The sequence below is a fragment of the Paenibacillus sp. NN59 genome (assembly GCF_057597225.1).
The window spans coordinates 1,963,264-1,984,084 of record NZ_CP199678.1; the positions used below are offsets into that span (position 1 = coordinate 1,963,264).

The 20,821-nt window shown below is 45.8% G+C and carries 16 protein-coding genes and 2 tRNA genes; 17 read left to right on the forward strand and 1 reads right to left on the reverse strand.

Going from position 1 to position 20,821, the window contains the following annotated elements; translation table 11 throughout:
- Positions 1 to 3: 3 nt before the first annotated feature.
- The 4 genes from ilvB to ACT89M_RS08860 all read left to right on the forward strand — a co-directional run bounded on the left by ilvB (position 4) and on the right by ACT89M_RS08860 (position 5,230).
- The gene (gene ilvB / locus ACT89M_RS08845) at positions 4 to 1,755 is read left to right on the forward strand and encodes a biosynthetic-type acetolactate synthase large subunit (protein ID WP_090922207.1); all 1,752 of its coding nucleotides are present in this window, start codon (positions 4 to 6) and stop codon (positions 1,753 to 1,755) included.
- On the forward strand, positions 1,752 to 2,234 hold the full coding sequence (gene ilvN, locus ACT89M_RS08850; RefSeq protein ID WP_090922209.1) for an acetolactate synthase small subunit: 483 nt from the start codon (positions 1,752 to 1,754) through the stop codon (positions 2,232 to 2,234). The genes ilvB and ilvN overlap by 4 nt, the downstream gene beginning before the upstream one ends.
- Before the next feature lie 321 nt (positions 2,235 to 2,555).
- On the forward strand, positions 2,556 to 3,548 hold the full coding sequence (gene ilvC, locus ACT89M_RS08855) for a ketol-acid reductoisomerase (protein ID WP_090922211.1): 993 nt from the start codon (positions 2,556 to 2,558) through the stop codon (positions 3,546 to 3,548).
- Positions 3,549 to 3,688: 140 nt separating this feature from the next.
- Positions 3,689 to 5,230 carry a 2-isopropylmalate synthase gene (locus ACT89M_RS08860; RefSeq protein WP_090922213.1) on the forward strand — a complete coding sequence of 514 codons (1,542 nt, stop codon included), beginning with the start codon at positions 3,689 to 3,691 and terminating at the stop codon, positions 5,228 to 5,230.
- Positions 5,231 to 5,437: 207 nt separating this feature from the next.
- Here ACT89M_RS08860 and ACT89M_RS08865 read toward each other — a convergent pair whose 3' ends face one another.
- A complete protein-coding gene (locus ACT89M_RS08865; protein WP_154886912.1) occupies positions 5,438 to 6,418 on the reverse strand; it encodes an aldo/keto reductase in 981 nt (326 codons plus the stop codon).
- Positions 6,419 to 6,670: 252 nt separating this feature from the next.
- Between ACT89M_RS08865 and leuB the strand changes: the two genes are divergently transcribed.
- The 13 genes from leuB to abc-f all read left to right on the forward strand — a co-directional run bounded on the left by leuB (position 6,671) and on the right by abc-f (position 20,662).
- Positions 6,671 to 7,756 carry a 3-isopropylmalate dehydrogenase gene (gene leuB / locus ACT89M_RS08870; RefSeq protein ID WP_110897647.1) on the forward strand — a complete coding sequence of 362 codons (1,086 nt, stop codon included), beginning with the start codon at positions 6,671 to 6,673 and terminating at the stop codon, positions 7,754 to 7,756.
- A gap of 368 nt (positions 7,757 to 8,124) precedes the next feature.
- Complete coding sequence (locus ACT89M_RS08875) at positions 8,125 to 8,664, forward strand: peroxiredoxin (RefSeq protein ID WP_090922219.1); 540 nt, start codon at positions 8,125 to 8,127, stop codon at positions 8,662 to 8,664.
- A 356-nt stretch (positions 8,665 to 9,020) separates the two neighbouring features.
- The gene (locus ACT89M_RS08880; RefSeq protein ID WP_090922221.1) at positions 9,021 to 9,437 is read left to right on the forward strand and encodes a hypothetical protein; all 417 of its coding nucleotides are present in this window, start codon (positions 9,021 to 9,023) and stop codon (positions 9,435 to 9,437) included.
- A 472-nt stretch (positions 9,438 to 9,909) separates the two neighbouring features.
- Complete coding sequence (locus ACT89M_RS08885) at positions 9,910 to 11,016, forward strand: ATP-binding protein (RefSeq protein ID WP_090922223.1); 1,107 nt, start codon at positions 9,910 to 9,912, stop codon at positions 11,014 to 11,016.
- Between the two features lie 119 nt (positions 11,017 to 11,135).
- Positions 11,136 to 12,101 carry an AAA family ATPase gene (locus ACT89M_RS08890; RefSeq protein ID WP_090922225.1) on the forward strand — a complete coding sequence of 322 codons (966 nt, stop codon included), beginning with the start codon at positions 11,136 to 11,138 and terminating at the stop codon, positions 12,099 to 12,101.
- 4 nt (positions 12,102 to 12,105) lie between these two features.
- Positions 12,106 to 13,221 (forward strand): DUF58 domain-containing protein, encoded by a 1,116-nt coding sequence (locus tag ACT89M_RS08895; RefSeq protein ID WP_154886909.1) that lies wholly within the window; start codon positions 12,106 to 12,108, stop codon positions 13,219 to 13,221.
- Positions 13,218 to 14,537 (forward strand): hypothetical protein, encoded by a 1,320-nt coding sequence (locus ACT89M_RS08900; protein WP_154886907.1) that lies wholly within the window; start codon positions 13,218 to 13,220, stop codon positions 14,535 to 14,537. Before ACT89M_RS08895 ends, ACT89M_RS08900 begins: the two co-directional genes overlap by 4 nt.
- A gap of 83 nt (positions 14,538 to 14,620) precedes the next feature.
- Entirely contained in the window at positions 14,621 to 15,577 is a 957-nt protein-coding gene (locus ACT89M_RS08905) for an aldolase catalytic domain-containing protein (RefSeq protein WP_308722138.1), read from the forward strand.
- Positions 15,578 to 15,886: 309 nt separating this feature from the next.
- Positions 15,887 to 18,013 (forward strand): bifunctional diguanylate cyclase/phosphodiesterase, encoded by a 2,127-nt coding sequence (locus ACT89M_RS08910; protein ID WP_154886904.1) that lies wholly within the window; start codon positions 15,887 to 15,889, stop codon positions 18,011 to 18,013.
- A 141-nt stretch (positions 18,014 to 18,154) separates the two neighbouring features.
- Positions 18,155 to 18,228 (forward strand) — tRNA-Pro (locus ACT89M_RS08915).
- Positions 18,229 to 18,239: 11 nt separating this feature from the next.
- Positions 18,240 to 18,310 (forward strand) — tRNA-Gly (locus ACT89M_RS08920).
- Positions 18,311 to 18,587: 277 nt separating this feature from the next.
- Positions 18,588 to 18,764, forward strand: a complete 177-nt coding sequence (locus ACT89M_RS08925) for a hypothetical protein (RefSeq protein WP_487345210.1) — start codon at positions 18,588 to 18,590, stop codon at positions 18,762 to 18,764.
- Complete coding sequence (abc-f, locus tag ACT89M_RS08930) at positions 18,761 to 20,662, forward strand: ribosomal protection-like ABC-F family protein (RefSeq protein ID WP_154886902.1); 1,902 nt, start codon at positions 18,761 to 18,763, stop codon at positions 20,660 to 20,662. Before ACT89M_RS08925 ends, abc-f begins: the two co-directional genes overlap by 4 nt.
- Positions 20,663 to 20,821 lie beyond the last annotated feature (159 nt).

Below are 20,821 nucleotides of genomic sequence, written 5' to 3' on the forward strand. Positions count from 1 at the left end.
CTAATGGGAGCTCAAATTCCAGAAGTACGATCGACAGATGAATTACGTGAAAGATGGATGAAGCCGGAGGTCATTAGCGGTTCCGAGATTTTGCTAAGAAGTTTGCTGCTTGAAGGTGTAGACTGTGTCTTCGGTTATCCGGGCGGTGCGGTATTGTACATTTACGATGCGATGTATGGCTTTGAAGATTTCAAACACGTTCTAACTCGTCACGAGCAAGGTGCCATTCACGCGGCTGACGGTTATGCACGAGCAAGTGGAAAAGTCGGCGTATGTATCGCGACCTCTGGTCCAGGTGCAACGAACCTCGTTACAGGAATTGCAACGGCATATATGGATTCCGTACCACTGGTTGTCATTACGGGTAATGTCAATTCCAGCTTAATCGGCTCGGATGCTTTCCAGGAAGCAGATATCACTGGTATTACAATGCCGATCACCAAACACAGTTATCTGGTGAAAGATGTAAAAGACTTGGCGGGCATCATTCATGAGGCATTCCATATTGCTAATACCGGACGTAAAGGACCTGTACTGATCGATATTCCAAAAGATGTATCGGCAAACAAAACGTTGTTTGAACCGAGCACTGAACCTGTTATATTGAGAGGGTACAATCCACGCACGGTACCGAATAAACTGCAGGTGGATCGCTTGGCACAGGCCATTCAGGAAGCAGAGCGACCAATGATTATTGCAGGTGGCGGTGTAGTTTACTCTGGCGGACACGAAGCGCTTTTCGAGTTTGTGGAGAAGACGGGCATCCCGATCACAACAACACTTCTCGGACTTGGAGCTTTTCCAAGTGGACATGAGCTTTGGACTGGAATGCCGGGAATGCACGGAACCTATACGTCGAACATGGCCATTCAGCAATCGGACTTGCTCATCAACATCGGTGCACGATTTGATGACCGGGTAACGGGTAAGCTGGACGGATTCGCACCACACGCGAAAATTGTCCATATCGACATTGATCCTGCAGAGATCGGCAAAAACATTGCGACTGATATTCCGATTGTAGGCGATGTGAAAACAGTACTGGAGATTGCAAACAAGGAAGTTGGACGTGCTGAACGTGCAGATGCCTGGAGAGATCAGATCAAACAGTGGAAACAGGAAAAGCCGTATAGCTACACGGATTCGGATGAAGTGTTAAAGCCGCAATGGGTTGTTGAATTGTTGAACGACACCACAAAAGGTGAAGCGATCGTAACAACGGACGTTGGACAACATCAAATGTGGGCAGCACAATACTACAAATTTAATCAACCGCGCTCATGGGTTACTTCAGGTGGACTTGGAACAATGGGCTTTGGATTCCCATCTGCGATCGGTGCACAAATGGCTAATCCGGATCGACTGGTAATCTCCATTAACGGAGACGGCGGGATGCAGATGTGTTCTCAGGAACTGGCAATCTGTGCGATCAATAACATTCCAGTTAAAATTGTAATTATTAACAACGAAGTACTTGGTATGGTTCGTCAGTGGCAGGAACTGATTTACGAAAATCGCTACAGTCACATTGATCTGGCAGGAAGCCCTGATTTTGTGAAGTTGGCTGAAGCTTATGGAGTGAAGGGACTGCGGGCAACGAACAAGGAAGAAGCCGAGCGTGCATGGCAGGAAGCTTTGGATACACCAGGGCCAGTCGTTGTAGAATTCGTTGTACGTAAGGATGAGAATGTATATCCAATGGTTCCGCAAGGAGCAACAATCGATCAAATGCTGATGGGAGATGCTGAAGAATGATAAGACATACGATTTCGATATTGGTTAATGACCAGCCAGGTGTCCTTCAGCGTGTATCCGGATTGTTTGGTCGACGCGGGTATAACATCGAAAGCATTACAGTAGGTCAATCTGAAGAGCCAGGACTTTCCCGAATGGTCATTGTTACGATTGGTGACGACAAAACACTCGAACAGATTGAAAAACAGCTGTATAAAATTATTGATGTTATCAAAGTGGTTGACTTTAGCTTGAAACCGATGGTTGCTCGTGAACTCGCGCTGATCAAGGTGAAGGCAGAGCCCTCGGAGCGTCCGGAAATTTTGGGTGTGGTGGAAACCTTCCGTGCATCGGTTGTCGATGTAGGCCCAGCAAGTCTGATGGTACAGGCCGTTGGTGATACGGACAAAATTGATGCGATGATCGAGCTGCTCAAGCCATATGGCATTCGTGAATTGTCCCGTACAGGCGTAACAGCATTGGTACGAGGCAACGTATAGAGGTATAATGAAATCAAGATGGGCTGATCCATACATGAACACAATGATTTACTTGTGAAAATGCTCAGTTAGCGTAAAATAAATGCTATCTGATCCAAATGTGTCAGTCCAGTAACTGCTGTAAAGTAACATTTTAGTGATGTAACGCTTGAAAAGAGAGCTACACCCCCGCATTAACGAGCGGGTGTCTGAACGGATCGGATCAGAAGCGGTAATCAGCATTGATCAGGTAATTTTTTAAAAGATGTGAAGTTGACCGGTCCATTGAGACACCCGCTCATTAATGAAGGGTTCTTTACAATACAAAGGAGGACTTATAACATGCCAGTAACTACTTATTATGAACAGGATGCAGAGCTTAGCGTATTGAAAGGAAAAACGATCGCGGTGATCGGATATGGTAGCCAAGGTCATGCTCAGGCACAAAACCTGCGTGACAGCGGATTGAACGTAGTCATCGGACTTCGTGAAGGTAAATCTTTTGACGCTGCTAAAAATGATGGATTTGAAGTGTTGTCTCCGGCTGAAGCAACTAGCCGTGCAGATGTGGTTCAAATCTTGCTGCCGGATGAAACACAAGCTTCTGTATACAAAAACGAAATCGAACCGAACCTGAAAAAAGGCGCAGCATTGCTCTTCTCTCACGGTTTCAACGTTCACTTCGGCCAAATCGTTGCTCCAAAAGACAGCGATGTATTGCTGGTAGCTCCTAAGTCCCCTGGTCACATGGTACGTCGTACCTATGTAGAAGGATTCGGTGTTCCTGGTCTGATCGCGATCGAAAAAGATGCGACTGGTAAAGCGAAAGATATCGGTCTCGCTTATGCTAAAGGAATCGGCTGTACACGTGCAGGTGTTATCGAAACTTCCTTCCGTGAAGAAACAGAAACAGACTTGTTCGGTGAACAAGCGGTTCTGTGTGGCGGTGTAAGTGCCCTCGTTAAAGCTGGATTCGAAACGTTGACAGAAGCTGGATATGCTCCAGAAATGGCGTACTTCGAGTGTCTGCACGAATTGAAACTGATCGTTGACATGATGTACGAAGGTGGTCTTGCAAGCATGCGTGATTCCATCAGTAACACTGCGGAATATGGTGACTATGTAACTGGACCTCGCGTCGTTACTGAAGATACGAAGAAAGCAATGAAAGAAGTGCTTTCCGATATCCAACAAGGTAAATTCGCACGTGACTTCATCTTGGAAAACCAATCCGGCCGTGCATTCTTGACAGCAACACGTCGTAACGAAGCTGAACACCCAATCGAAGTGGTTGGCGGACAATTGCGTGAAATGATGCACTGGATCAAAAAGTAAGCAACGATTCCGTTCACTTTTTGAACAAGCATCTTAAGGGATTCGAGCAACTTACAGCGTGAACTGGAAATAGCGGCCGTGCTTATGCGTGAGCCGCTATTCTGGTTTACAGAAATGAATAATATGCAGGGGGTGCGAAGGTGCGTAAAATCTATGTATTTGACACAACGCTGCGTGATGGAGAACAATCTCCAGGAGTCAATCTGAACACTCGCGAGAAGGTGGAGATTGCCCATCAACTGGAGCGTCTTGGCATTGACCGGATGGAAGCAGGTTTCCCAGCAGCATCTCCGGGTGACTTGGCCGCAGTTAACGCCGTAGCGAAAGCGGTTAAAAATATTACGGTCATCGGTTTGTCCCGCTCCAGAGAGCAGGATATTGATGCGGTGAAAGAAGCGCTTAAAGGTGCAGAAGACCCGTGCATTCACGTATTTCTGGCCACTTCGCCAATCCATCGCCAGCACAAGTTGCGCATGGATAAAGGGCAGGTTCTGGACACGGCTCGCTCTGCGATTCGTTATGCGAAGAAGACATTTTCCAAGATTGAGTTTTCCCTGGAGGATGCAGGGCGTACCGAGTATGATTTCCTCGTGGAAATGGTAAATATGGCAGTTGAAGAGGGTGCTTCTGTTGTTAACATTCCAGATACGGTCGGTTACCTGAGCCCATATGAATACGGGAATATTTTTAAACATCTGAAAGAAAATGTTCATAACATCGATAAAGTTCAGCTGAGTGCACACTGTCACAACGATCTGGGGATGGCAACAGCGAATACACTTGCCGCCATTTTGAACGGCGCTGATCAGATTGAAGGTACGATTAACGGCATCGGAGAGCGTGCAGGCAACACCGCGATTGAAGAAATTGCGATGGCACTCGAAACACGTCAGGAGTTTTTCCAGGCGAAAACGACACTGCAGTTGTCCGAGATCGCACGTACCAGCCGCTTGGTTAGCCGTTTGACCGGTATGGTTGTTCCTGGCAACAAAGCAATCGTTGGAGCTAATGCCTTTGCTCATGAATCCGGTATTCACCAGGATGGTATGTTGAAGGAAAAAACAACCTACGAGATCATGACGCCAGAAACGATCGGTCTCAAAGAAAGCAAGCTAGTGCTCGGTAAACACTCCGGACGTCACGCGTTCCGTGAACGCTTGATTGAACTTGGGTATGAGCTGGATGATGAAGCATTGAACCGTGCTTTTGCACAATTTAAAGATCTGGCAGACAAGAAAAAAGAAGTTACCGATGAAGACCTGCTTGCCGTAATCGAAGAAAAATTACAGGATGCACCTGAGGTGTACAAACTGGAATCGATCTTTGTTACGTACGGTGATGAATCCGTGCCTACAGCCAAAGTGCGTATTGCTACGCTGGATGGGGAAACGGTGGAGAAACAGGCGGAAGGTAATGGTTCGGTGGATGCGATCTATAACGCTATTGATCAGGTGAGCGGAGAAGAAGTAACGCTATCGGACTATTCCATCAAATCCGTAACACACGGTAAAGACGCACTTGGTGAAGTACATGTTGTCCTTACCCAAAATCAAGTTTCTGTTCAAGGGCGCGGTGTGAGCACAGATATTCTCGGTGCTAGCGCTCGTGCGTATGTTGACGGCTTGAACCAACTCATTGAGAAACGTAAAACGTACACCAACCGTGTTAACGTCAATTTGTAGAAGAGTACTGCCGGTGTGCTTGGAGTACAGACATACAAACCTGCCAATTAGGTGGGAATAGTAAGGCCAAAGCCGATATAGCAAAGCTAAAACCGAACATGTGAAAAAGTCTGACCCTTCTGGAGTCAACTGTACCTTTAGTGTAGACGTGATGAAGTCTATCTATGAGTACAGTCCAACAAGGGTCAGACTTTTTTTATTGTAAATTTACCAAGCGTATGCGTTAGGGGCGTGTCCGCCAGGACCAGGGAAGATTTCATCCAAACGGTTAAGAGTGGATTCATCGAGCGTCATGTCAAGACATTTCAAGGCGGTCTCGAATTGCTCCAGTGTGCGCGGACCAATGATTGGCGCAGTAACAGCTGGATTGGCAGCTACCCAGGCAAGTGCAACTGTATCCTGTGGCTCACCAAGATCACGGCAAAGTGCGGCGAAATCCTCAAGCTGTGTCTGATGTTTCTCAATTCGTTCTGCAATGCCTCCACTGCGAGTCCCTTCAAGTTTCTGTAAGGCATTGCGTCCGAGCAAACCGCCATCCAGCGGGCTCCATGGAATAACGCCAAGCCCGAGGGCTTTAGCCGCCGGTAATATCTCCAGTTCAGGCAGGCGGCAATTCAGGCTGTATTTATGTTGCTCAGATACAAGGCCGAGGAAGTGGCGGTTTTTCGCTTCGCTCTGAGCAAGGGCGATCTGCCACGCGGAAAAATTACTTGAACCGACATATCCGATTTTGCCCTGGTATACTGCATGTTCAAATGCACCCCACAACTCGTCCCATGTGATAACAGGGTCGACATGGTGCATCTGGTATAATTCAATATGATCGGTTTGCAGACGCTGAAGAGAGCCTTCAAGGTGACGTCTGATTTTATATGCGGAGAGACCGGCTTCATTGTTAGGGCCATCTGTTTCATCATGCATGGAACCGTAGACTTTGGTGGCAAGCACGACCTTTTCACGTCTGCCTCCGCCTTGTTTGAACCAACGTCCGATGATTTCTTCGGTGAGACCGGAATTTTCACCCCAGCCATAAATGTTAGCGGTATCAAAAAAGTTAACGCCGGCATCCAGCGCTGCGTCCATAATGCGGAAAGCTTCTTTCTCGTCCGTGGCTGGTCCAAAATTCATCGTACCAAGACAGATACGGCTGACCTTAAGGCCTGATTTACCCAAATACGAATATTGCATGTTAAACATCCCTCCAGCATACCTGATTTGATTTCAGCTATATTTTACCTTACCCTGAACTGGCGAACAACTTCGAAGTGCTTGTAATGATCTTCTTATAGGCAAAAACTATTAAAGTCATAGATTGTATATCTTGGTCAAATGACCGTAGAATATGATACAAAGAAGAGAGTTATTAATGAGACGATGTTTACACAGAAACGCTAACATGGGCGGATCAGTGATGAATGAAAATGAAGGAGTGGACAACCTATGGCAGACGTGAAAAAAATTGCAGTAATCGCAGGTGACGGAATTGGTCCTGAAGTTGTGGCCGAGGCGGAAAAAGTTCTGAAACGTACGGAGGAAGTATTCGGTTATCGTTTTGAAACAGAGCACGCACTGTTTGGTGGTATTGCCATTGACGAGAAGGGCACGCCGCTTCCGGAAGAAACATTGACTGTATGTAAAAATGCAGATGCAGTGTTGCTTGGAGCAGTAGGTGGACCGAAATGGGATAATAACAGTAAAGAGTTGCGTCCTGAAACAGGACTGTTGGGTATTCGTAAAGCGCTTGGATTGTTCTCCAACCTGCGTCCTGCCGTTGTGTTTGACTGTTTGAAAGACGCATCCACGCTGAAACCGGAAGTACTTGAAGGTACAGACCTGATGGTTGTTCGTGAACTGACGGGCGGAATTTATTTCGGTGAGAAGTTCAGACGTGAAAGTGCCCAAGGTGAAGAGGCAGTGGACACTTGTGCTTACAATGTTGCGGAAGTAGAGCGCATCGTTCGTCAAGCATTTGAGATCGCTCAAGGTCGCCGTAAAAAACTGGCTTCTGTCGACAAAGCTAACGTACTGGAAACATCCCGCCTCTGGCGTGAAGTCGTTAACCGTGTAGCTCCAGATTACCCGGATGTTGAACTCGAGCATGTGCTTGTAGACAATTGCGCGATGCAGTTGCTGCGTCGTCCGGCAAGCTTTGACGTCATCGTAACAGAGAATATGTTTGGTGATATTCTGAGTGATGAAGCGGCTATGTTGACAGGTTCCATCGGTATGCTCGCTTCGGCATCGCTGGGTGAAGGAAGCTTCGGTCTGTATGAACCGGTACACGGCTCAGCGCCGGATATTGCCGGTCAAGGCTTGGCTAACCCGATTGCTACCATCTTGTCACTCGCGTTGATGTTCCGTACAACTTTTGGCTATGCAGAAGGTGCAGATGCCATTGAAGAAGCGGTAGCGAACGTGCTGAATGCGGGCCACCGTACAAGTGACATTGCTGTCGATAAGAGCAAAGCGATCAGCACGACCGAAATGGGCGATCTGATTGTTGCAGCTATTCAGAAAAAAGCTTAAGTTTCGTTTCAGCCTTGTTCACTTATTGAGACATTAACAGATCTCAGGTTACAGTCCTGTGGTTCGTATAAGAAACAGCCCTTTGATGCCCTAGCAGACCGTCTTTTGGTTTCTAATAGTGGAGAATGCAAAGGGCTGTTCCTTTCTCATTTACAACTTGAATTCGGCACGAAAACTTCTTATTTATAATTATTATAAAAAAATAACGTTTATAATCTTGACTTTGAGAAGTACGGATGATAACATTTTATTTGTACTTGAGAACAAGTATCAACAAATTTAATGACAGGACAAGCGCCCTGCGTGCATCCTGATGATGAGCAATCCATATGGATGCTTACATAATCCCAAAGGAGGAATTTTTAGTTATGGCAGAACGTTTGGTTGGTAGACCAGCACCAGATTTCGCAATGGAAACAGTATCAGGAGACGGACAAGATTTTGGATCCGTTAAACTGTCCGATTACCGTGGCAAATGGCTCGTATTCTTCTTTTATCCTTTGGACTTCACATTTGTGTGCCCAACTGAAATTACAGCTTTGAGCGATGCTTCTGAGCAATTCAAAGCTTTGGATACAGAAATCCTTGGCGTGAGCGTAGACTCCGTACACAGTCACAAAGCATGGATCAACACACCTAAAGACAGCAACGGTCTTGGTCAGTTGAGCTTCCCGCTTGCTTCCGATATTACGAAGCAAGTAGCTAAAGATTACGGCGTTCTGATTGAAGAAGAAGGCGTAGCATTGCGCGGTCTGTTCATCATCGATCCAGAAGGCGAACTGAAATATCAAGTCGTTAACCACAACGATGTAGGCCGCAGTGTTGAAGAAACACTTCGCGTACTGCAAGCACTTCAATCCGGTGGATTGTGTGCAATGAACTGGAAACCAGGCGACAGCAATCTGTAAGCCGGTTTACTTGAACGATTGATGTTCAAGCCCTCATCCCCCTCGGGATTGAGGGCTTTTTGCAACCTTTTTCAAAGATATACCGTTAACTTAATAAAGGTGTTTGAACAAGCTGTCAGACGTGTTAATAATGTAATAGAAGAAGATCTTCTTTTTTATAGAAGAAAGAGGAATTGAAGGCTTGTAAGGCGAATAGGGTATGGAAACCCGGTAATTTAAGTCATTCCGGTAATCCGCATTTATAATTTGCATATGAATGTGATACACTGTTTGAACGATTCCCTTTCGGAGGTCTTTCAAGTGCACGGGTGTATATTGACTAAATTCCCGGCACCTAATAAGGAGGGTGAACAAAAATGAGTTACTGTTGTGGGGCAAGTATGGTGGGAACGAAGGGCACGCTGAAGCATTACCGCACCCAGGTTCATAATGTTCCCCTGCTGTTTTGTCCGGTGTGTCACCGGGTTGAGGTGCATTACAAGGTTGAGAATGAATATGAAATTCTTGCTGAATATGCGCATGGCGATGGGGCTTCTGAGATTGATTTTCAAGACTATGTGACAGAAGACGAGGATGCCATCTTCGAAAATTGCGTAAACCGTGAAAGTGAAGATGCAATGGTGATTGTTCAGCGTCAGATTGATATGTCACTTGATCTGCTACGGCTCGCCAAGGAAATGAAGGATGAGAAATGGGAGAGCGAATTGAAACGCCGCCTTGCCGTCATGAGTCAACGAAAACTTAAAATTCAGCATAACAAGACTGGGCTATAGATTGCAGTGAGATGTGACATGGATAGACCAATATCTATATCTGTAATAAGCAGTATGAAACGAAGCTGATCTCCCTTTATGGAGAGGAGGCTTCGTTTTTTGTGTGTTTTAGAGTGATCTTTTCTTTTTTTTTGCAAAATAATTTCCATTCGACACTTTCTCCGATTGACTCTATTCCCTAAACTTGTCTATGATAAAAGCAGACTTGCAAAAGAGGCGGAGCAAAATAAAGGGTTTTCGTTTGGGAATTGGAAAAGGTTAGTAAGGAACAAAACGTAAATGATTTTTCCGGACATTCTTGAATGAGCCGGATTAGACCAGCTTAAGTTCCGGACATGCCATCCTATTTTCGGCTCAGCCCCCTAATGAAAGGGACCCGGTAATCAATAAAAAATCGGCCCTTCCTGTTTCTGTGATGATATGATGTCCGAACGGCAAAGTTTATCATTTACGTGAAAAGGAGGAACCTGAAGTGATTCGTGAATTTCAGGATATAGCGCCTCAACCAACGGATGTGATTCCTCAAGTACATCTGGATAACAATAAGTATGAAAATGTACTAGAACACATGGATAGCGGTATTATGTTATTTGATAATCATGGGGTCTTGACGTTTATTAACGTTCAGATGGCTAAGCTGCTGGAGCTGCCGAGAGATCTGTTAAGCGGTTGCACGTTAATGCAGATGTTGCGTCTGCCCCAGATGAGCCGATTTAAGAAAAAGAAAATTTTACGAATTTATCGGGAAACGATCTTTCATCGTAAGCGTTATCATGAACTGACGGATGAGTATGGAAGGCACTGGCTTGTGACCGTGACCTATGGTGATCAGATGGATGGCGATTTTCTTTTTAGTGTCAAGGATGTTTCGGATTATAAGCAGATCGAGCAGACGGCCTATCAAAACGATAAACTGGCTATGCTTGGCCGCATCTCCGCATCAATTGCTCATGAGATCCGTAACCCGTTAACAGCCATTCGCGGATTCATCCAGTTGCTTCGGCCCCACCTGCTACAGCTGGGTAAAGACGAGTATGCCAGAATCATACTCACCGAGATCGACAGGGCAAATGACATTATCTATGAATTTCTGAACTCCTCGAAACCTTCGGCTCCGCAGAAAACGGTCATGACCGTAGAATCTTTGCTTAAAGAGGTCGTTCTATTGACCGAGAGTGAAGGGTTGATGAAAGGATGCGAAATTCTGCTTGAGGTGGATGACACCCCGCTTAATGTATCCATTGATGTGAAACAGATCAAACAGGTCATTCTGAATATGGTCAAAAATGCAATGGACGCCATTGAAGAAGTCGGTGAAGAATATACAGGCTTGATCCGAATCACAACAGCTACGGAAAATAATTTTGTGCAAATTACGATTGCGGATAATGGAAGAGGTATGGATCATAACACGCTGGTACGCTTATTCGATCCTTTCTTCACCACAAAAGAAAGCGGCACGGGTTTGGGACTTTCCGTGAGTTACCGTATTATTAAAAATCATGGGGGTACCATCTCTGTGGATAGTAAAAAGGGTGAAGGCACCAGCTTTATGATCAAGCTTCCACTGGTGAATTGACCAAACGTTTTCTGAAGGGATCGGTATTTTGCCGATTCCTTTGTTTTTTGTTGGCAGGATAAGGGTTATAGTTAGAAATGAATGCGAATACATAAGCATCGCGGAAGGAAGGGATTTGTTTGAATATTCAAGATATGGAGCAAATGAACGGACAATTCATGGAACATGTAGGCAAAGTGATTGTGGGTAAAGAGCATACAATGGAACTGATGTTGACAGCGATCATTGCATCAGGTCACGTACTTCTGGAAGATGTCCCTGGTACAGGGAAAACAATGCTAGCCAAATCGATGGCGTCTTCACTGGACTGCACATTTCAGCGGATACAGTTTACACCTGACTTGCTACCATCAGATCTGACGGGTATCCATTTCTATAATCAAAAATCAGGGGATTTCGAATTCAGGCCCGGACCGCTGTTTGCGAATCTTGTACTGGCAGATGAGATCAATCGAGCAACACCACGTACACAGTCCAGCTTGCTCGAATGTATGGAAGAACGCCAGATCAGCATTGATGGTTCAACAAGGCAGCTTGAGCGGCCGTTTATCGTTATCGCGACTCAGAATCCTATTGATAATCAAGGAACATTTCCGTTACCCGAAGCTCAGATGGACCGGTTTATGATGAAGATTCGCATGGGGTACCCAACTGATGAAGAAAGTGTAGAGATCCTAAGAAGGACGGTGGCCAGCCGCTCAGTAAATGATCTGTCTTCTATTATCTCGCGCGAGCAACTTCTGAGAGCACAGGAAACGTATAAGACGGTTAACATAAACGAGGACCTCCTGCTTTATATTGTACAACTCACTGAAGCAACGAGAAAACATTCTGAACTGTCACTTGGGGTTAGTCCACGAGGGGCTCAGGCGCTTCTAAAAGCAAGTCAGGCATGGGCGGCACTTCACGGCAGAGATTATGTTGTACCTGATGACATTAAATTACTGGCAGAGCCTGTTCTGGCTCACCGCCTGGTGTTTCGTAATCGAATCAGACAGCAAGAAGGACTTGCGGAACTCATCATTCAACAGATTCTGACCGAAACCGAGGTGCCAACCGAGACACTTACTACAGGCGGACGTTAAGCTTATGGCACTTCTATGGCTTGTCGTTGTCGGGAGTTTAGTGATTGTGTTGCATGGCATATGGTTTGGACGGCCTGTGTTGCGAAATCTCAAGTATAGTAGACAGTTCAGCAAAACAAGGTGTTACGCTGGTGATGAACTGGAGATGATCGAAACGATATCCAATGAAAAACGAATTTCTGTACCTTGGCTTAGACTTGAAGCAATGATGCCTGCTTCATTTGTGTTTCGTTCAGGTTCAGGTATGGATATTAGTCAAGGTAATATTTATCAGAACCATAAAAGTGTTTTCACATTAAAACCGTATAATCGGATTACACGCACTCATCCGTTTGTCTGCTCCAAGCGGGGTGTGTACACGATGGATACAACTACCATGACCGGTGGAGATCTATTTGGAGTATGGCGTTCCTCAAAGCCGATTCCTGTGCAGATGACGATGATTGTATATCCTTCATTGGTTAACACGGAAGATATGCCAGCCATCTATCAAGTGTGGCAAGGAGAGGTGGAAGTTTCTCGCTGGATTGTAGAAGACCCGTTTCTAATCCTGGGGGTGCGGCCTTATGGGGCTGGTGATCCAATGAATCGTATTCACTGGAAAGCAAGTGCGCGGACAGGAGAACTTCAGGTGTACAAGCAAGGCTGGACGGCAGATCCCCAGTCATGGATTATTGTAAATATACAGGACTCTGCTGAGATGTGGAGTGTGGTTACTCGGCCTGAACTGATTGAGCAGGCACTCCGCTACGCAGCCACTGCAGTGGTAGAGGCCATTGGAAGAGGATTGCCTGCTGGATTTGCACATAACGGCTACCGTGTAGGCGGGGGACGCGATGTACTTCGTATTGAACCGGATTACGGTACACCTCATCTGGAGATGTTACTGGAAGCTATGGCTGAAACTGAATTAAAGTGTCTGGTACCGATGGAGCAGTTTTTGCAAGATGAAGTACGATTGAATGAAGAAGAGAAGCAGATTCGCAGTTATTTGTTGATTACATCATATGTCTCGGTTGCCATGGAACATGAAATCGAACGTTTGCATGAGCAGGGGCATCGGGTAACGGTTTTGCCTGTAGAGCAGTTGAAGCGTGATACAGGGGCGGTGGGCGCATGAGTGAAAATGATGCAATAAAGCGAGCGCATATCATATCCATGTTGGCTGTTCTTTCGATAGGCATATATTTGTTTCCAATCTTTACGATCACATCATTGTATACCCGCGCTTATTTTCCATATCTGTTGTTCGGCTTATATGTTATGGCAGGCCTGCTCGGTCTATGGATTCAGCATCGTTTTACGAGCGTTATTGAGAAAAGCTCATTCGTTCGAGGTGTAATGGCATTTGCTATCTGTATTTTGTTCGTATGGGTTTCTGGTATGTTACTGACGCTTTCACTCCCAGCAATCATTACGCTTGGAGCAGGTTTATTTATCGCTGCACTCACAGGTTTGAATTTTGATTCTGCTTTTCATTCGAGCAGGTTGTGGCGCCTGCAACTCGTGGGTGTAATCAGTGCCATTGTATCCACGATCGCAGCAATGCAAATTGAATTCATGCTACCGATGCAGATGTACACGGGCTACATCTATGCTGCTGGAGTCATCAGTTTCGGATGTTGGATTGTGGGACAATACAGGGCACAACTGGATCGTGCGGTACTTAATGATGGCAAGCGCAGATTGGTACTGCGGGAATTCACACGAGCAAACCACCTTCGGATCCTATGGATGTTAATTATTATTGCAGGTATCGGTGCTTTTCCGAGTCTTGCTGCATGGCTCGCACCGTTGCGGGATCGTCTGCTTGCGTGGATCAGAGGTCTGTTCGGAGCTTCTTCACCTCAGGAACCGCCACTTACACCTGAGATGCCGAATGAGCCGATGAACCTGCCGGATGAGTTCAGAGAGCCACCTTCAGATCCTTCTTTATTCTGGGAAATCCTCGGCTGGATCGTTTTTGGGGCAGCGGCGGCTGTGATTTTATGGCTTTTGGTCAAACTGGGCAGAACCATCATGGACAAACTGGCGGAGCGTTTCAAAGGATTGTTACAGCCTGGGCAAAAAAGACAAGAACCGAGAACGGATTATGTCGATATCAGCGAAACGCTGGAGGTGCCCACAAAGGTTCGTAAACGATGGTTCCGCAAAAAGGAACCTGTCCCCACTCAGGCTGGAGAGCGTATTCGATACTATTATCGGGTATGGGTAAGCAATGCGATGGATCGGGGAGTAAAGGTTGAGAAGTCTTATACGCCACTAGAGACAGCGGAAAGCATTAAGGAGAGTTATCTTAAGAGTAAAGAGGGCACAGAGCAAGAGTTGGCAACGAGGCTTCCTGAAGTCTATAATGCTGTGCGCTACGGGAAGAAAGATGAACATAACCCGGATATGATTGAGATGGACCGAATCTGGAAATCTTACAGTAAATAAGCCCGGAATCCCTTTACTTTTCTTGTCACGTTCAAGTATCATGAGAGGAATACACAAGTTGGTCAGAAAAGGAGCAGACATTAATGAAGACAAATCATAGTAAAATTGTAGATTGTACCATTCGTGATGGTGGATTGGTGAATAATTGGGACTTTAGCGTCGACTTTGTTCAAAAGCTGTATGCAGGGCTGAATGAAGCTGGCGTTGATTATATGGAAATTGGCTACAAAAATTCACCGAAATTGCTTAAAGGCTCCGAAGATGCCGGACCTTGGCGCTTCCTGAATGATGATTTTCTTCGTAAAGTCATTCCGCAAAAAGGCAACACCAAACTGTCTGCACTTGTGGATGTAGGACGTGTAGAAGAGAACGATATTTTGCCGCGCAGTGAGAGCATGCTGGATCTGATTCGTGTCGCTTGTTACAGTAAAGATGTGGACAAGGCGCTTGAACTGGTGCAAACGTTCCATGATCGCGGTTATGAAACAACACTGAATATTATGGCACTCTCGAATGTTATGGAGAATGAATTGCTGGAAGCTTTTGAAATGATCAAGGAGAGCTCCGTTGATGTTGTCTATATCGTAGACTCATACGGTAGTCTGGATCATAACGATGTGAAATATCTGGTGGAGAAGTTCAAAACTCATCTTCCGAACAAACGTCTTGGCGTTCACACGCATAACAACATGCAACTTGCGTTCTCTAACACGCTCGTAGCCGCTGAACTTGGAGTTGAATTGTTGGATGCTTCTGTATACGGTATGGGACGCGCTGCAGGAAACTGCCCAACAGAACTGCTGGTAGCACATTTGAAAGGAACCAAGTATAATTTACGCCCAGTGCTTGAAGTATTGGAACAGCTTATGGTTCCACTGAGAGAAAAAGAAGAATGGGGTTATATCCTGCCTTACATGATTACAGGGACGCTGGATGAGCATCCAAGGTCGGCTATGGCACTTCGTTCATCGGAGAACAAAGACAAAGTCGTTGACTTCTATGATAAGTTGACAACGCCTGAAGTAAACTTCGATAAATAAAAATAGTCTTAAATACAGTTGTAAATTTGAAAAAACATGGCCTCTTACTCGGGGTCCATGTTTTTTTAGTTCTTTGTGCCTTGTTTTTACTCATTTCCATGAATAGATATTCCTACTTATAACTATTTTTTAGTTCACGAATAGGGATTTAAATGTTATTATGTACCAGATAGAATATATGGATTTTTAAATTAAACAGTGGTCAATATATGTTTTTGTCGAAATGTGTAATATACTTGGTGAATCAGATCAATAGAATTCAGTTGTACACGTATTACAGGATAGTGATCCCGGGAAGGAAAACATGGCATGAAGTTTAAAACGCAAGGTCAGAGTCAAATAGGTTGGGTCGCCATCGGCGGCTTATTGTTTTTCCTCGTAAGTCAATGGTTTCGTTCTTCTTCAGGCTATGATCTGAATTATTCGGGTTACCCGGTGATAACACTTTTAGGTGGATTTGCTGCAACGGCCGCCTGTATCGGTATTTATAATCAAAGCTGGCTATTTCAAACTCAAAAATTGACGCTACGCAGAGTGTTAATGACAACACTCTTTTTAATGTTAGGTCTATTTGAACTGGTGCATATCGTTTCGTTTGCAGAAGAAGTTCCTAACAGAGCGATGATGGAATCCGATTTTTCATTAATGATGTCAACGATGGGATCACTGGTTTGTTCTGCGGGACTGTTATTTATATATTGCATACACGAGAAGCAAGTTGCATTACCGCGCAAATTTCTTCTGTTCAGCGCTACCCTTGGTGCCTTTCTGATTTTGTACATCTGTTCTATTCAAGAGTGGAGTTTTCTACCTGAGATGCTTGATGGTCATCTGCTTGGTAAAGTATTCACTCGCCTGCATTGGGTCGCAGGTCTGCTGTATGTTACTGGGGCTGTCGTTCTGTATGTGCAGTGGAAAAAGACAAAAAACGCCGATCTACCACCTATCCTGAGCGGTATACTCTGTTTTCTGCTAGGTCAGGGGTATTTCGTGACTGCAAGTGTAGTGGACGATCTCAATCTGCTGCTTGGTATGCTAAGCAATTGTTTGGGCTACTTTTTCATTCAAAAGGGGCTCTATGCATCCGTAGTTGATACCCCCTTCCTGCAACAACAGGCCGCTGAGGCCAAAATGAACTATATCGCACACCATGATGACGTCACCGGCCTTCCAAATCGCCGTCGCCTAAGTCAACGCCTGCAACTCATGCTGGATGATGCGGTTGTGGAGGAAAAGCTCGTCGGTGTACTTGTACTCAACATTAATCGTTTCAAAACCATAAATGACTCCCTGGGACAACAAGCGGCTAATCGGGTTCTGCGTCAGGTTGGACAGCGATTGAATCATTCATCTCTTCCGGGAGAAGAGGTGTTTGGTCTAGGTAGAGATGAATTTGCGCTGACCATGACGGACTTTTATAGTACAGATACGGCATTACGCCGGACACGGTCCATTCTGCAACTTTTTGAGAAACCCGTTATGGTGGATGGGAGCGAATATCATCTTACGCTGGGCATAGGTATGGCGATCTTTCCTTATGATGGAGAATCTCCCCAAGAGATTATTCAGAATGCCGATACGGCTCTGCATAGTGCGAAGGAGCAGGGAATTGAACTCAACCGCTACGCACATGCCATGCAGATGAAAGCTCAGGAACGATTGCAACTTGAAAATGATCTGCGCAAAGCATTGGCTCGGGGGCAGTTTTATCTGGTATACCAACCTCAGGTGAATCTGCAAAGCGGACTGATCGTAGGCATGGAAGCCCTTGTGCGATGGCATCATCCGCAACGCGGTTCAGTGTCACCGGCAGAGTTTATTCCGCTGGCCGAGGAGAGTGGACTGATTGTTCCGCTTGGAGAATGGGTGCTGCGAGAGGCATGTGCACAGAACAAGCTATGGCAGGAAGCGGGATATCGCAAGTTATGTGTGTCCGTTAACCTGTCGATGAGACAGTTCAGACATTCCCACCTGCTCGACAGCATCAACAGTATTCTCAGAGAAACGGGACTTGAACCGGCATGGCTTGAACTGGAGATCACGGAGAGCATGACGTTTGACAAAGACCGGGCCTTTGAACAGCTTCATAAAATTAAAGAGATAGGTGTACATATCAGTATTGATGACTTTGGCACGGGATACAGCTCACTACATTATCTCAAGGATCTGCCGATTGACCGGCTCAAGATTGACCGATCATTTGTGAATGAAATAATGGAAGACAGCAATAACGCTGCTATTGTATCCACGATTACTTCGATGGCACACCATTTACAACTCAAGGTTACAGCAGAAGGTGTTGAGAACGAGGAACAGATGATGTTTCTTCGCAATCAGCATTGTCATGAGGCACAAGGTTATTTTTTCGGTAAACCGATTGAAGCGGCGGACTTTGAGCAAAGGTTCCTTAGAGATATTGACAAGCCTGCGGGATAAGGAGTAGCAGGGTCGCGAGAGCGTTCCTGCCTTTCTGGTATCCAATTCTAGGAAAAAACTGTTGATATGCCTTGCACGTTAGTGCGGATCGTGGTATATTAGGTTTTGTAAAATCACTGTTAACTTCCATTTGGAATTTAACGGGACGTAGCTCAGCTTGGTAGAGCACCTGGTTTGGGACCAGGGGGTCGCATGTTCAAATCGTGTCGTCCCGATTGTTCATTTTGCGGGTGTAGTTCAATGGTAGAACTTTAGCCTTCCAAGCTAATAGCGTGGGTTCGATTCCCATCACCCGCTTAACAGCAGTACCTGGAAAACCCTTGGATGTTCAAGGGTTTTTCTTTTTTTTGAATTTAGATACAGACAATGACATCTTGACCTTTGCTTTTTTTCAATGATCTGGTACAATAACGGAGAATTGATACTACACATGAATGAGAGGTAACCATACGTCCCATGAAGTAAGACACATGAAGTGAACCCCAGTTAACTGCAGATTGTTGTATGACGCAGTCAGCCGAGCGGCTGAGCAATGAGGGGATTCGTGTGTCCAAATTCAGCTATAGGGAATAGTATGGAAGAAGCAAGTTTTTCGGCTTGCGTAGGCCCTCGTCAGGGTTTCTTTGTTCATGCTATGGTAGCCTCATATCTGTATTTTGAACGCGTTAATCCATTCAAAATTGCTAAACCGCCGGCTGATGCCAGCGGTTTTTTTTTGGATTTTTTGTTCAGGAAGGATGAGGACTCATGACGACATTGGTGCGCTTACATGAAGTATCAAAAGAATGGAACGGTAATGAATTGTTTGCCGGATTGAACCTTGAAATTAACGAGGGCGAACGACTTGCCATACTAGGCCGCAATGGATGCGGTAAAACGACACTTTTACGGATTATACTCGGCGAGGAGGATGGAGGTGGACGGATTGATCGTCAACTTCCATTGTCAGAATGGGGTTTCATGCGTCAGCGCTCAGAGGTGCCGAGTGGAATAAATGTATTGGATGCAGTAAGGCGGGAGAGTGGACGTATTGATGAAATCAAGCGGAAGCTGGAAGAACTCGAGCGCCGATTGAGCGATGCTGATGGTACCGAAGATAACGCTTTGCTGAACGAGTATGCCCGATTTTTGGAGGAATATGAGCAATTGAACGGTTACATGTGGGAAACAGAGGTGGAGAAGGTATTAACCCGCCTCGGGCTTACTACAGAACACTGGAGCAGGCCTTATCACTCACTCAGCGGTGGTCAGAAAACGAAAGCACGACTTGCAGGACTGCTGGTCAGCAATCCCAAATTTCTGATTTTGGATGAACCAACGAACCATCTGGATGAAGAGAGCATGCGTTGGCTGGAGACTTGGTTATCCGCATACGAGGGAACGGTGCTGTTTGTATCCCATGACCGGACATTTATTGACCGGGTAGCGACCAGTGTAATTGAATTTAATGCAGAGAAACTAACCAAATATAAGGGCGGTTACACCGATTACAAAGGCCATAAAGAGCGGGAACTGAAGGAACAGGAGACGATTTATCGCAAGCAACAGCTGGAACGTAAAGCACTGGAGGAGACCATTCGTAATTATCAGCAGTGGTTCCATAAAGCTCATGACTCGGCAGGAGGCCAAGAGGTGAAGATTACCCAGAGCTTCTACAAGGCCAGAGCCAACAAAAATATTTCGCGTTATCATGCCAAACAGAAGCAACTGGAGCGGCTCGAAAATGAGCGAGTGGATAAACCACGGGAAGCTACGAAACTGAATATGGAGCTACAAATGACTTCACTCGGTGCACGTCAACTTCTTGCGCTGGAAGAAGTGAGTTTTTCATACGATCCAAAGCAGTCATTTCTTCATGATTTGCGGCTTGCGGTCGAGCGTGGGGATCGGCTTGCCGTGCGTGGGGCAAACGGATCGGGCAAGAGCACGTTGCTGAAATTAATAATTGGAGAGCTTCAGCCTTTACAGGGAAAGATCAGCCGTCATCCCCAGCTTAGCATCGGTTACTTTTCACAAGAACTGGAGGGATTGCCTGGGGATGCAACGCTGCTGGACAGTTTGCTGGTTCTTCCTTCCATGACGCAAAGTGCCGCGCGAACCATCCTGGGATGTTTTTTATTTTCACGAGAAGATGTGTTTAAACGTATTGGAGATTTAAGTATGGGGGAGAAATGCCGTGTAGCCTTTCTACGGTTGTATTTCGGCGGTGCTAATCTGCTTGTACTGGATGAGCCAACGAATTATCTCGACATCGACACCCAGGAAGTGATGGAGAATGTGTTAAAAGAAGCCTCTGGCGCACTGGTTATCGTATCCCACGACAGGATGTTGACCCGATCTTTGGCGAATCGTCTGTGCGACTTAAAGCCGGATGGAACAGCATCGCTCTTCGAAGGCGGTGTAGCCGATTGGGAACAAACGGTGCAACTACGGGAGTCTGCACTGGGCACACGTGATTCGGATGATGAGCGTCTGCGGCTGGAGATGAGACTGTCTGAGTTGCTTTCTTCCGCAAGTCCTGCAGGAACGGAACGAGAACGCTTTTCGCTCACGGAGCCTGCGGCAGAGATGGAGGCGGAATCAGCCGAGATTCGTGTCATTCAACAACGGTTGAAGGAGCTGAGAAATCAAGGTGCATCTGCAAATTAGCAATTGGGCATGCTTGCTATTTCACCGTATTTTGCATATAATAATGAACGATCATCGATCATTGGTATCGATAAAGGTTAGTTTAATTTGAACAAACGTATTGATGGAGACAAGTAAGCAGTGCCTCTGGACAGGGAGGAAGCGCCGTAGATTGAGAGC